This is a genomic window from Rhabdochromatium marinum (genome assembly GCF_016583795.1).
GTDB classification, from domain to species: Bacteria; Pseudomonadota; Gammaproteobacteria; order Chromatiales; family Chromatiaceae; genus Rhabdochromatium; species Rhabdochromatium marinum.
This window is the reverse complement of record NZ_NRRS01000096.1, coordinates 1-12,583: the sequence shown is the minus strand read 5'-3', so window position 1 is coordinate 12,583 and position 12,583 is coordinate 1. Positions and strand designations below refer to the sequence as shown.

14 protein-coding genes and 1 pseudogene are annotated in these 12,583 nt (G+C 58.0%); 7 read left to right on the top strand and 8 right to left on the bottom strand.

Going from position 1 to position 12,583, the window contains the following annotated elements; genetic code table 11:
- The first annotated feature begins 178 nt into the window (after window positions 1-178).
- Window positions 179-439: a hypothetical protein gene (locus tag CKO36_RS17315; RefSeq protein WP_200286082.1), complete on the top strand. Its 261-nt coding sequence runs from the start codon at window positions 179-181 to the stop codon at window positions 437-439.
- A gap of 61 nt (window positions 440-500) precedes the next feature.
- Here CKO36_RS17315 and CKO36_RS17310 read toward each other — a convergent pair whose 3' ends face one another.
- From CKO36_RS17310 to CKO36_RS17280, 7 genes are all read right to left on the bottom strand, one after another.
- Window positions 501-716, bottom strand: coding sequence for a hypothetical protein (locus CKO36_RS17310; RefSeq protein WP_338053517.1), 216 nt, complete (start codon window positions 714-716; stop codon window positions 501-503).
- A 303-nt stretch (window positions 717-1,019) separates the two neighbouring features.
- Complete coding sequence (locus CKO36_RS17305; protein ID WP_200286080.1) at window positions 1,020-1,673, bottom strand: MarC family protein; 654 nt, start codon at window positions 1,671-1,673, stop codon at window positions 1,020-1,022.
- Between the two features lie 97 nt (window positions 1,674-1,770).
- Complete coding sequence (locus tag CKO36_RS17300) at window positions 1,771-2,013, bottom strand: hypothetical protein (RefSeq protein ID WP_200286078.1); 243 nt, start codon at window positions 2,011-2,013, stop codon at window positions 1,771-1,773.
- Between the two features lie 88 nt (window positions 2,014-2,101).
- On the bottom strand, window positions 2,102-2,737 hold the full coding sequence (locus CKO36_RS17295; RefSeq protein ID WP_242469700.1) for a response regulator transcription factor: 636 nt from the start codon (window positions 2,735-2,737) through the stop codon (window positions 2,102-2,104).
- On the bottom strand, window positions 2,734-4,581 hold the full coding sequence (locus CKO36_RS17290; protein WP_200286077.1) for a sensor histidine kinase: 1,848 nt from the start codon (window positions 4,579-4,581) through the stop codon (window positions 2,734-2,736). The genes CKO36_RS17295 and CKO36_RS17290 overlap by 4 nt, the downstream gene beginning before the upstream one ends.
- 153 nt (window positions 4,582-4,734) lie before the next feature.
- Window positions 4,735-5,805 carry an HAD family hydrolase gene (locus CKO36_RS17285; RefSeq protein ID WP_200286075.1) on the bottom strand — a complete coding sequence of 357 codons (1,071 nt, stop codon included), beginning with the start codon at window positions 5,803-5,805 and terminating at the stop codon, window positions 4,735-4,737.
- 77 nt (window positions 5,806-5,882) lie between these two features.
- Window positions 5,883-7,841: a mechanosensitive ion channel family protein gene (locus CKO36_RS17280; protein WP_200286073.1), complete on the bottom strand. Its 1,959-nt coding sequence runs from the start codon at window positions 7,839-7,841 to the stop codon at window positions 5,883-5,885.
- Between the two features lie 162 nt (window positions 7,842-8,003).
- Between CKO36_RS17280 and CKO36_RS17275 the strand changes: the two genes are divergently transcribed.
- From CKO36_RS17275 to CKO36_RS17265, 3 genes are all read left to right on the top strand, one after another.
- Window positions 8,004-8,531: a gamma-glutamylcyclotransferase family protein gene (locus tag CKO36_RS17275; protein ID WP_200286064.1), complete on the top strand. Its 528-nt coding sequence runs from the start codon at window positions 8,004-8,006 to the stop codon at window positions 8,529-8,531.
- The gene (locus tag CKO36_RS17270; protein ID WP_200286062.1) at window positions 8,521-9,573 is read left to right on the top strand and encodes a hypothetical protein; all 1,053 of its coding nucleotides are present in this window, start codon (window positions 8,521-8,523) and stop codon (window positions 9,571-9,573) included. Before CKO36_RS17275 ends, CKO36_RS17270 begins: the two co-directional genes overlap by 11 nt.
- 107 nt (window positions 9,574-9,680) lie before the next feature.
- Window positions 9,681-10,187: a glutathione peroxidase gene (locus CKO36_RS17265; RefSeq protein WP_200286060.1), complete on the top strand. Its 507-nt coding sequence runs from the start codon at window positions 9,681-9,683 to the stop codon at window positions 10,185-10,187.
- Between the two features lie 16 nt (window positions 10,188-10,203).
- On the opposite strand, the gene CKO36_RS17260 is transcribed toward CKO36_RS17265, so the two are convergent.
- Window positions 10,204-10,437, bottom strand: coding sequence for a thioredoxin family protein (locus CKO36_RS17260; protein ID WP_200286058.1), 234 nt, complete (start codon window positions 10,435-10,437; stop codon window positions 10,204-10,206).
- Window positions 10,438-10,499: 62 nt separating this feature from the next.
- On the opposite strand from CKO36_RS17260, the gene CKO36_RS17255 reads away from it, so the two are divergent.
- From CKO36_RS17255 to CKO36_RS17245, 3 genes and pseudogenes are all read left to right on the top strand, one after another.
- A complete protein-coding gene (locus tag CKO36_RS17255) occupies window positions 10,500-10,877 on the top strand; it encodes a metalloregulator ArsR/SmtB family transcription factor (protein ID WP_200286055.1) in 378 nt (125 codons plus the stop codon).
- Between the two features lie 97 nt (window positions 10,878-10,974).
- Window positions 10,975-12,013, top strand: a pseudogene (locus tag CKO36_RS17250) (ArsJ-associated glyceraldehyde-3-phosphate dehydrogenase).
- A 287-nt stretch (window positions 12,014-12,300) separates the two neighbouring features.
- A partial coding sequence (locus CKO36_RS17245) for an RRXRR domain-containing protein (protein WP_200286045.1) occupies window positions 12,301-12,583 on the top strand: 283 nt, incomplete at its 3' end.

Genomic DNA, 12,583 nt, shown 5'->3' with positions numbered 1-12,583 from the left:
TGACTTGAAAAGTCGCCTGATGACCGTCGATGTTAATGAGTTGCGCTGTTATGGCCAAGCCCTCTTTCTGCATTTGGATGATGGGCTAAGCATGGCTCATGATTGACATCATTGAAAGGCGGCACCCCATGAGACCTATCAACTAGCGGATCAATTATATCAAAGTGGTCAGGTAGATGTGTACCAAGTTGCAACATTGATGATCATAGGGTTTCAACAAGAGTTTAATACTGGAAATAAACCACTAGATTCAAGTAACAAAGATAATGATCCATTTAACTTATATGATGAATTAAATAAAAAAGCATCAAATACAGATAAAGATAGTTTTTCAAATCCTGATACTCAAAAAGCTGCAAAAAGCTTAATTGAACTCCTTTTAGAAATAGAAGAAGAAACTTCATCAGTAGAGTCCAATTCTGTAGATATAAGAGCATAAATAAGAAAAAGGATAGAAAATCCAACCGCCTATGCGAAATACCCCCTGATCTGGAGTGCCGTCAAGACTCAGTTTGAGTCCTTCTGACCACCGGAGGGCGATGATGGAGAAGAAATTGGCCTGTCAGGAGGTGTTTGAGGCGGTTGTTGGCGGAGGCGATCCGGGGCGGGGAACGTCTGATCGCTGGCGGCAGGCGGGTCGTCCGTTGCCCCCTCCGCCGTCGGTTGCCGTAGTCACGATGCCGATGTTGCCTGGGCGGCGGAACTAGAGCGGCGATGCGACCGATCAGTTCGAGCGGCGAGAGGATGATTTAGGTTTGCCCGTTGGGGCCGGGCTTGGGCAGGTGGTAGATCAGCCGCTGGGCATCGATCTCCTCCAGTCGGTCGGCGGCAAAGGGCGGCCGGGCGCACGTTCCAGGCCCTGGCGGTCGTGGGCCTCAACGTGGGCCTCAATAGGCACGCAGGCATCCAGAGAGAACCCGCCGCCGTAGTTGGGTAACCAGATAGACCGCCTTCCATTCCTCCTCGGCAAAGACTGTATCGCAGGGCAACTGTTCCTAAAAACCTACAAAGTAATGAATCTATCCGCCCGCCGTGAATGAGGTAAAGCCGGTCAGCGCAAACTGCACGCCCATGGCCAGCACGATTAGCCCCATCAGACGGGTCACCATGTCGCGCCCGAAGCCATTACCCTTGGAAGCGCCAAAGCGCGCGAACAGCCACATGGCGAGCCAAGCAATCAGGGTAGCGATGCTCACCGCGACCAGCGCCGTGATGGGAAAGGCCGAGGGCGTATGGGAGACCGCGATCGAGATCACGGCGGTAATGGTGCCCGGACTGGCCGCGAACAGGATCACGGGCGCGAGCGAGGCCTCGGCAACCGTCGCGGGCTCGGCAGACGAGGACGTCGCATTTTGGCCGCTGAGCATTGAAAAACCCATCCACGCCAGGACACCGCCGCCCGCCACCAGGAAAGCATTGAGCGAAACACCAAAAAGTTGCAGTAGCCGCATTCCGAACAAGGCCACGAACACCAGGATCGCCAGAATGACCAACGCCGCCCGGGTCGCGTCGGCGAGCGGTTTGGGCTGAGTTTTGGTGGCTTCCACCTGGGCCAACAGCAAACCGCAAATCGCCGGGTTGACCACCGACAGCACCGTGACGATGGCTTGCAGATGATCGGTCAAGCTGGCCAGCGACAGAACGGGCGCAAGCAGGGCTTGAAGTTGGTTCATTCTGTCATCGCTCCAATATTTAGTGTACGAAAGCCTGGATACAACGCGCCTGAAATCTCAGTCTGTCCCAGGTGGCAAGGCGGTCGTGAGGAACCCATCAAGGGATATACCCAGGCGCGTTCGGCCCCAGGTTTTTCTCACCCTCAATGGCTTCCTCGTACGGGTCGCCGGTTGCATTAGCATCGGCACCTGGCAAGCCGGCCGCAGTGTCCATCGGGGCATCGAGCACGGTGTCCCCGACCAGCGCTCCGTCGCTGGCTTCAACGCCTTCGACGACAACCTGATCGCCACAGGCGGTCAGATTCAATAATGCAACAACTGTACAAACGGAAAGGGTCATAGTTTTCATTCAAAATTCCCGCGACTCCTGTCGCTTGGTGAGACCAGCCGAACAAATGACCGGTAAAAACACGAAAAGAATAGGGACGCTATTCACGCCCATCATCCGTCCCATAGAGCCCCAGCAGCTCGCGCGTCGAGCCAACATTGAACTTGCGCAGCAGATTGCGCCGGTGGACCTCGGCGGTGCGGGGGCTGATGCCTAGCTCCTTGGCAATCGCCTTGCTGGTCTTGCCAAGGCGCACGCGCGCAAGTATGGCTTTTTCGCGCTCGGTAAGCCTCTCGGTGCATTGGGCGACGCGATTGCGATCTCCATCGGCGCGGCGGGCGACGGCATCGGCGCTTAAAGCACGATTGATCGCGTCCAGCAAGGATTGATCGCGATAGGGTTTTTGCAGGAAATCCAGCGCGCCGGCCTTCATGGCCTCCACCGCCATGGGCACATCGCCATGGCCGGTGAGCAAAATCACCGGCCGCTCGGCGCCCATGGCGATGAGGCGTTGCTGCAGTTCCAGCCCGCTCATCCCGGCCATGCGTACGTCCAGCACCAGGCAGCCCGAGCGCTCGGCATCGTAGGCATCGAGAAAGGCCTGCGCGGAGGCATGACACTCGACGCGCAGACCGACTGAGTCCAACAACTCGGCGATGGAATCGCGCACATCGGCATCGTCATCGACGACAAAGACCCACTGTTCCTGCACGGTTTCCTCCGGGTGAGACATCATGGTCGGAAGACTCTGAGCGTAAAACGAAAGATGGCTCCACCAGCCGGATTCGGCGCAAACCAAAGTTGGCCGCCATGGGCCTCGACGATCGCGCGCGCGACGGCCAGCCCCAACCCCATGCCGCCGGTGCGACCAGAGGAAAACTGCTCGAAGATCTCCTCGGCGCGTTCTGGCGGTACGCCGCCACCCCAGTCGATGACACTGACCTGGATGAAGTCCCCGACGGGTCGTACCTCGATCAGAATCGACCGATTATCATAGGCGCCGGCCGCAAGGCTTTGCATGGCATTTTGCAACAGATTGACCAGCACTAGCTGCACCTGAAGTGAATCGGCCATCACCTTGACGTCCCGCGCTTGGTGCTCACTGCGAATGGCGCAACCGAGCCGCCGCCGTTCCGGTTCTAGCAAATTCATCACCGCGTCGATCAGCGGCTCGACGGCGACCGGCTGCAAGCGCGGGCCATCATCGTTGACCAGGGATCGCACCCGCTGCGTGATAGCACCGGCGCGTTGCGATTGCCCATCGATCTTGGTAAACAACTCGACAAGCTTGGTCTTGTCGGGCGCGTCGCTCTGCAAGCGCCGCTTGGCGGCCTGGGCGTAATTCTGGATGGCAATCAGTGGCTGGTTGATTTCGTGGGCGATGGTGGCGGCCATCACGCCCAGACTGCGTTCCTTCGTAAACCGCTCCAGCCGGGTGCGCAAGCGCGCTGCAAAGTCCTCGCTCTCCGCGCGTCGCTCACACTCTGCGGACAACGCCTGTTGGGCCTTATGCAACCGTCGCCGCTGCATCAGCAAAAACAGAATCAGGGCTGCCTGCGCAAACACCACGGCCAGCACCAGCAGCAGCTGGCGATAATACTGCTCCCAAAAGCTCCGGTCGCGAAAACGCAGTTCGCACCCCTCGGGCAACCGTTTGGGGTCGATGCCCCAGCGACGCAGCCAGCGCCAATCGGCCATGCACAGCGACGCCAAGGGCGGCTGAATGCCGATGGTGGCCGGGTCCGCTCCATTTAACAGCCGGGCGACCAACACACCGATCGCGCGACCCTGAACATCGAAGGGGACAATCCAGCCCGCAGTGAGCCCATGGCCCATTTGGCTTCCATACACGCCAAAGATGGGCGCTGATGATTGTTCGGCGAGCTGCTCGAGCACCTGACGCGGCATCAGCGGGCGGCCAGTCGGATCGCGGAAGATGGCAGTGAAGAGCACCACCGCGTTTTCCGGCAGCCCGGCCACTCCTGCCAGTGTGTCTTCGAGGCTGAGGCCAACCAAATAGCGCGCCTCCAGGTGTTGCGCTCGCCGTTGCAAAGCGTCTTTGATATCGTCGAGATAATCACAGCAGGGGCCGGAGCCACTGACCACAGCAATCAGACGCGTGTCCGGTTTTAGGCGCAAGGCAAGATCGAGCGTGCGCGCGAACGCCAAGCCATAAGGAATGCCCTGCACCCCGGACTCGGGCGCCAGGCGCGTCAGGCTCCTGACCGAGATGCCTTCGAACACCAGGGTGGCTCCGGGCCAGATGTCCTGGTGGTGGCGCTGGGCGAAGTCGAGCGCGATCGGGGTGACGGCCAGCACCACGTCCACCTTCAGGCGGCGATATTTCTTCTCAAGCAAGGCCACCACGTCGTCATCCAGCAGCTCGCGCGGGAAGCGGTGCATGTCCAGGGTTTCGGAAAAGAAATCGACCGGCTCCCGGCTGCGCGCCTTGATGGTCGCGCGCAACGCGCCATCGAAGGTCACGAACGCAGGCAGGTAGGGATCAGTCGCGTTGAGGATGACAACACGCCGGGGCTCGGGCAGGCTATCCGCCGGGCGCGCGGACAGCGACAGCGGCATCGCCACCAGCGCGAACCAAGTCGCCAGCCAAATAACGCCCCGCCTAACGCCCCTCAGACCAAGCTCCAAAGCGAGCGACCACGCATGAGTGGTATGGCCAGACTAACGGTTGACGACCGCGCTGAGCTGGCTGACGCATCAGGCCACTCGGCCTCATTGGCTCTGCGCGAAGATACGCTTCCAATCATCCTTCATGCGGATGATGAACCAACCCTTGTCCTTGGCCTCGTCCATGAGCGCCTGGCTGAAGGTGCCGAACTTGGTGTCGGGCAGCCCCTCAGCCGGGCCATAGGCGTATTCGCGCTGCGCATCGTCGTGGAAAACCAGCATCATCAGTCGCGCTCCCGAGCCGGCGCCGGTCCATTCCAGCATCTCGCGGTCGCCGTCGGAATTACCGAAGGCGGCAATTGGGCGCTTGCCAATAAACTGGTTGATACCTACAGGTTTACCCTGTTTGTCGTCGATAAAGTTGATCGTCGGTTTGCGCATCAGTTCGGGCTTGCCATTGACGACCTGGTATTGGGTCTTGACCGAGGAGCCAATCACCTGCTGCGAGGGAATACCGTAGACCGCCATGGTCATGGGTCGCATGAACTCGACCCCACCTCCGGAGACGATGTAGGTGGTGAAGCCATACTCGCGCAGGTAGTCGAGCAGCTCCAGCATCGGCTGGTAGGCCAGCTCGGTGTAGAGCCGGTTGAACTTGGGATGCTTGGCAGTCTTGAACCAGTCAGTCACGGTCTTCTCGAACTCTGCGGTGCTCATGCCCGTATGGGTCGCCATGACCAGCTCCAGGAGCCCCTTCTCCCCGCTCGCCGCCACGCCGGACATGTCGCCGGTGAGCACCGACTTGAACGGCTCGGTTGTCTTCCAGCCCGGGTGCTGGGGCGCGAGCGCCTTGACCCGATCCAGCGCGAAGGCGACCTGAGTGTACATGGGATGCGAGGGCCAGAGGGTGCCATCGTTGTCGAAGGTGGCGATGCGGTCGGCGGGTAGCACGAAATCAGCCGAACCCGGTGTGGTCACCTGCTCCACGAACGCGGTGATCGCCTGTTTGGCCGGCCCTTCGTTCCAGGATGGCAGGGGGGTGTCCAGACCCATATCCGGGGTCGCGGCTGCATCGTCGGCCAAGAGCACGCCCGTCGCGAGGAGCCCGGTCAGGGCCACGACCGACAGTGATATCAGGTCCCACCAAGGAGCCAAGACAGTGCGTTTATGTTTCATTACGGTATCCCAGAGCAGATGTGTTAAGACGGATCGCCGAGACTAGCTGTCTTTCGCGACCTTTCCTATACGCGTAATCACTTAGACAACGTAAGTGGCCGGTGCCCAGTGGAGGCCGCCTGTGGCTTGGCCAGATCGAGCTCGCGGGGTTTGACATTGATGGTCTGAGTGGGCAAGGCGAACGCGATGCCCGCTGAATGAAAGCGTTCGATCAGCTGCATGTTCACCCAGTTGGCGTGCGCCATGTAATCCCAATTCTCGGCTGGTGCGAACCAATACATCACCAGAATGTTCAAGGAGTCGGCGTTCAAATCATTGAAATAGACCCGGGGCGGCAGGTCCGGGGTGTTGATATGGCGATTGGACGGCCGCCCGAGGTCCTCATCTTCCTGGCCGCCATCCTCCTCGACCGAGAGCAGCTGTTTGACGAGATCAAGCGCGCGCTGGATCTGCTCGGGCGGCGTGTCATAGGCCAGATGGATGTTCAACTCGCGCTTGATGTTCAACCGTGCGGTGACATTCTCAATGGTGGCGGTGCAAACATCGTCATTGGGCAGGCTCAACACATGCCCATCCGGCGTGCGCAGGCGGGTGGAGCGCAGACCGACTTCTTCCACATTACCCTTGTGCTGGCCAATCATGACATGGTGGCCGACGCGGAAGGGGCGATCGGCGAACAGAATCAGCCCGCCAAGCAGGTTACCCAGGGTCGGCTTGGCCGCGAGCGCGAACGCCAGTCCACTCACACCCACGCCAGCCAGCAGAGGCACCAGCGACAGCCCCAGAGACTGCAACCCCTCAAGCCAGATCCAAATGGCCAGAACATAGGCCGCCAAGCGGCAACTCAAGCGCAGCAAACTGGCATCAAGTCCCAAGGGATTGACCGAGGGACGGTGGATGAGCATGGCCGCGACCAGATTCGCCGCATTGATCAGCGCCCAGGAGGCGACGGCGAAAAACAGCACCTGCAAAACATCATCCAGCACGTCGAGCGGCAGCATCCGCAGATACAGATCCTTGGTGATGAGGTGTAGGGCGAGCGGAATCACCGCGACCAAAAACACGGGAAGAATCAACCGGCGCAGATTCAGCCCGATACTGTTCGGATCCTGCTCGCCATCGGTCCGGTAGCGAGTCAGCCGCCGTACCAGCAGCGCGGCAGCCAGGAGCAACAGCAGGATGACCAGCGAGCCGAGATACTTCCACAACGGCTGGCCGTAGAGAGTGAGGTTCAGCGATGCGGGCATCGCCTCGCTGACATGGCTGGTCAGGAAGGGACCGGAATAGGCCAGATAGCGATCGAGCCGTGTGGACTGACCGGGCGGCGGCGGATCCAGTGTCAGGGCGGCACGGTAGAGCTGATGCGCCGCGTTGACTGTGTCGCCATAAATGATCCAATCACCCGCGTTGGGACCCTTGGCAATCCGCTGCAGAGCGATCTCCGTCTTGGGGATGCGCCAAAAGGCGAGATGTTCGCTCGCGACCTGGGCCGCGTCCGGAATCTCTGCCCTGGGTGGCAGCTTGATCCGATCCAGCACGTCGCTCAGCTCACAGAGCACGGCATTGGTGCGCACCCGTCGGTCGCTTTCCGGCAGCACCGAGGTGTCGATCAAATGCGCCATCTGCCCGAGCAGAATCAACAGACGCTGTTCCGCAGCGGCGTCGATGCCGTCCGCACGGTCGGTTCGCGCCAAGATGTCATCAATGTGGGTGCTGAAAGCCTGAAATTGCTTCAGCAGTTGCCGGGGGCTGTCGCTTTGCGGCACAAAAAGTGGGTTCAGTGACTGACTAACCAGGGGCTCCTGACTGGGCGACACGCTGTCCGGCGCCTCCGCCCAGGCAACGCCAGTAAGCGAGCAGAATCCAAGTACCAGCACCAAAATCTTCCAGGCTGGACGTTGCAAACCGGAAGGACGGGGTAAAACAGGTGGTCGAGCCTTGATTTGTTCAAACCGGAGATTCATTGGGCGACTCCGACCGAGAAAACCGACAAGAAGACGCAGTTCAGCAATGGCGGTGGGGAGACCGCTGGTCATGGGGCGAGATCCTTACGCAATGGCACGATGTTCAACGGAGATTCAACGAACGTAAACTGGTTTAACATGCAGGGCACGATATTCGCAAGTTCGATCACGGAAATTGATTACAACAGACTGAAACAAACGCCCTGCCAACATCGACTCAAACCATGAAAACACATGATGACTACTTTGCCTAAGGAAGGTGCTCCGCACCGCTACGCGCGCCAGCCGGCGACCGTGCTGACGGAGGATGGCGAACGGCATCATGCACTGACCTATGTCGTGGTACCCGAGCGACAGCAGGCTGAGTTTGTCGCGCCCTCCTCCGAATATGTCGCCCTAGTTGCGGATGGACTGCTCCAGCACGCCCTGCCAACCAGTGCGCATGCACAAGCGGCGGTCGGTGAACAACCACAGCCCCGGGTGCGTCACCTGTTCGCCTATGGACTCTTGCAATCTCCTTATGCCTTGGGCCAGTCTTTGGACGGCATCATGCAGCGCCAGAGTGCCCGCGCTCCGGGCCGATTGTTTGACCTTGGAGAATCGCGTATTACTGTCTGTGCAAACAGCAGATACGCAGCACAGGCTGGCCTGGTGTTACCGCTATGCCACACCCTTGAGTGGCGATGGAATCCCCGGAGGATGCTGGACGCTTGCCGCTTGATCGCCACCGCCAACCATCGCAGGATTCCACATGGCATTTGAATACAAAACCTATATTGACTTTTTGATCAAGGAGATAGTCAATCCGCAAATCTATTTGAATGCCTTTGTCGTGGGATCCATCATATGTTACTTAACCGCTAATTTTTCATCGGTCCCCTATATCGTCCCGCTCTTTGTTCAGGTGCTGGCACGTTCCAGCGTAAAATTTCGCCAACGACACCAAAAGGCTTTGGTGGAATTGCCGGCTCAGACCGAAGATCCAGCCTTCATTATGGACACGCAGGGCACCATTATTCTTTCCATTGGCAAGACCCTTGAACTGTTTGAAAGCCAGTCTATCCTGAATATCAAGCAATTGATCAGTGAAGCGGCCTTTGGTGAGATGCTTGCGGTCGCTTTTTCTCAAGAACCATCCAGTGCAGCCCATAACCGGGTCGAAGCGTTTTCCGAGCGCACAGGCAAATGGTATGAAATCAAAGCCAAGACAACCGGTATTCGCTATGGGGATCACTCGCAAAAAATTCTGGTTTGGTTTCAGGACATTAGCATCCGTAAAGTTTATCAGCTGCGCGTACGGGATCTGCTGCGCTATTCAAGTGATTTGATCGCGTCACTGGAAAAGCCGTTAACAACCGGTATGGAATGCGATCATCTGGCGAGCTTTTTATTGAAAGAATACGAGGCAGCCTTCATTACCCGCGCTGATCATAACAATAATTTGTCTGGCTATGCGTTCAAAAACCAGGCCGATCACATGGTACGCTCTGACTTCATCACCATTGATTATCAGTCTCAGGCACCCATTAACATCTCCAGAAAGGAAAAGCGGATTCTATCCGCTGAAGCCTCGGCTTACGCATCGGAAGCCGCCTTTTTGCAACGTCATCCCTTTGATCCCAGGGTACTGGAGTTCATCGGAGTTCCGATTCGCAATTTTATCACCTACAACGAATCGGACATTTCCATTATCGCCTTTAATTTTCGCTCCCGGATCACCATCTACGAAAAAGAGTTTTTTGAAGTGCTGGTCAATATTTACCGCAACATGGTGCTAGCGCTGGACTTCAAGCAATCACTCTAAACAATCACATCATCAATAATCACACATTCAGATCGGCCGCTCTGGCGCTGTATGGAGGAGCAATGAACAAGGGTTTCGCATTAACGCTAATATTGGGAGGTATCTTAATGACGAATACGCTGAATGCGGCTCAGGAGTGTGCATCGGCACTGGATTTTGAGATGCGACGACTGGCGAGCGATGAGACCGTGCGCCTGTGCGATGCCTATGCCGGCAAGGTGGTGCTAATGGTCAACACCGCGAGCAAATGCGGCTTTACCGGGCAGTACGAAGGACTGGAGGCGCTCTATGACAAATACCGCGAGCGTGGCTTCGTGGTGTTGGGTTTCCCCTCGAACGACTTTGCCAACCAGGAACCGGGCAGCGAGGAAAAGATTCAGGAATTCTGCCGCCTGACCTACTCGGTGGAGTTTCCCATGTTCGAGAAATCCCATGTCAAGAAAGGCAAGGCCAGCCCGTTGTTTCAGTATCTGGCTGCGCAGACCGGGGTCTATCCCAAGTGGAATTTTTACAAGTTCCTGATCAACCGCGAGGGTGACGTGGTGCGGGCTTTTTCAAGCATGACCAATCCGTCAAGCGGCAAAATGGTCAAGGCCATCGAAGCCCTGCTGTGATCCTGGCCAGCGCTGGCTACTGAAACCAAGCGCGCACCTGATCCGGTCCTGGCACGCTGCCGGAATGCACCAACTGTCCATCAATGACCACACCAGGCGTGGACATTACCCCAAAACTCATGATTTCGGCGATGTCAGTCACCTTGATCAACTCAATCGCGACTCCGGCTTGCTCGGCAGCGACCGCGATGGCTTGCGCCGTCACCTCGCAATTCCGGCAGCCGGAGCCGAGCACCTTGACTTCTTTCATAGCGTTTTCCCCTAAAATTCAACATAATTTCTGCCAACCGATCCCAGACGAAGACCCCGCCCGTGCATGCCACCCCCAAGGCTTTTTTCGCCGCGCTCGCCAACGATACCCGCTTGCGCCTGCTGATGCTGCTCACGCGCGAAGGCGAACTGTGCGTGTGTGAACTGACCCAGGCGCTTGGCGTTTCGCAACCACACATCTCGCGCCATCTGGCGCAACTGCGCGAACTAGCGCTGGTCGCTGACCGCCGCGCCGGCACCTGGATTTACTATCGCATTCACCCCGACCTGCCTAACTGGGCCCGAAAGGTGCTGCACGAAACACTCAAAGCGCTCGCGCCAACCCCGCCTTTCCGCCAGGATGCTAACGTCCTTGCCGCCATGACCCAGCGCCCGGATGCGCCGCGCTACACAGAGACTCAGGGCAGCGGCCCGGATTAAAGCATGGTTTCGATATCTGGTCATCGAAATATAACAAAAATGATATATTCTGTCTTGCATGGCATCAACATTGATCCTCAGCAGGAGAAGAACGCACATGGCCACTCGCATCGGCATCAACGGCTTCGGCCGCATGGGACGACTTGCGCTGCGTGCAGCCTGGAATCGTAGCTGCATCTGTGAAGGCGGGGAGCCACTCGAACTTGAATTTGTTCACATCAATGAAATTGCCTGCGATGCTGCCGGCAGCGCCCACCTATTGGGATTCGACTCAGTGCATGGCTGCTGGTCGCATACCTGCACGGGAGAAGGCAACCAGTTGACCATCGACGGTCAGAATTTGGGTTACAGCTCGGCCAAAACCATCGCCGAGGTTGATTGGTCGGACTGCGACATCGTCATTGAAGCGACCGGCAAGCATCACAAACAGCCGGAACAGCTCAACGACTATTTCGAGCAGGGCGTGAAGAAAGTGCTGGTCGCGGCGCCGACCAAGGGCGGCGCGCTCGATATCGTCTATGGCGTCAATCACGCGCGTTATGATCCGACCAAGTACCGGGTGGTTACAGCCGCGTCCTGCACGACCAACTGCTTGGCTCCGGTGGTCAAGGTGATGCATGAGCAATGAGCAGGTCGGTATCCGCCATGGCAGCATAACCACCCTGCACAACATCACCAATACCCAGCGCATTGTTGATCTGGGTCATAAGGACTTGCGCCGGGCGCGTGCCTGCGGCCAGTCGCTGATTCCAACCACTACCGGTAGTGCCAAAGCCATCACCAAGATCTTCCCCGAGCTAACCGGCAAGCTGAACGGACATGCCGTGCGGGTACCACTGCTCAATGCCTCGCTGACCGACTTTGTCTTCGAGGCCGAACGGGCGGTAACGGTCGCGGAGATCAACACGCTACTCAAAACCGCCGCTGAGGGCGAGCTGGCCGGAATTCTCGGTTATGAAGAACGCCCGTTGGTGTCGGTCGATTACCTCAATGATCCACGCTCGTCCATCATTGACGCCTTATCCACCCTGGTCATCAACAATACCCAGGTGAAGATCTACGCCTGGTATGACAACGAATGGGGCTATTCAAATCGAATTGTGGATATTGCTCTAATGCTGGCGCGCTCGCTGTAACGCGGTTGGGACTCTCGTCAACTACCCCGGCCTGAAGGCCGGAGCTCGCAAGAGCTCGGTTGACCAGGGAAAGCGGTATCCAACCCGCTACGTTTGTAACAGGTCGTCAAGACCCACTCCGGGATGCTTCCTCAGTCCCGGACTCTGGAAGATCAGGATCATGCGGGCGAAAGGCAAAGCGCCGAAGGTTCTGATCGCCGCAGCAAAGCGGGAGCCGGTTGCAGACCTTCCCGAGGGGAGCGAGCCGTCAGGCTCCGTCACCAGGCCCGTAAGGGCAGGAATTGAAAATGGCTGTTTTCGTCCTCGACAAACAGAAAAACCCGCTGATGCCGTGCACGGAGAAACGCGCGCGGCTGTTACTGGAGCGCGGACGTGCCGTGGTAGTGCGTCTGGCTCCCTTCACCATCCGGCTCAAGGATCGCATCGGCGGTGAGACTCAGCCGCTGCGCCTGAAGCTCGATCCGGGCAGCAAGACCACAGGGATGGCACTGGTGCGCGATGTTGAGCGTATCAACCCCGATACGGGCGAGGTATGCCGAGACGCGCCTGTGCTGTGGTTGGCGGAACTGA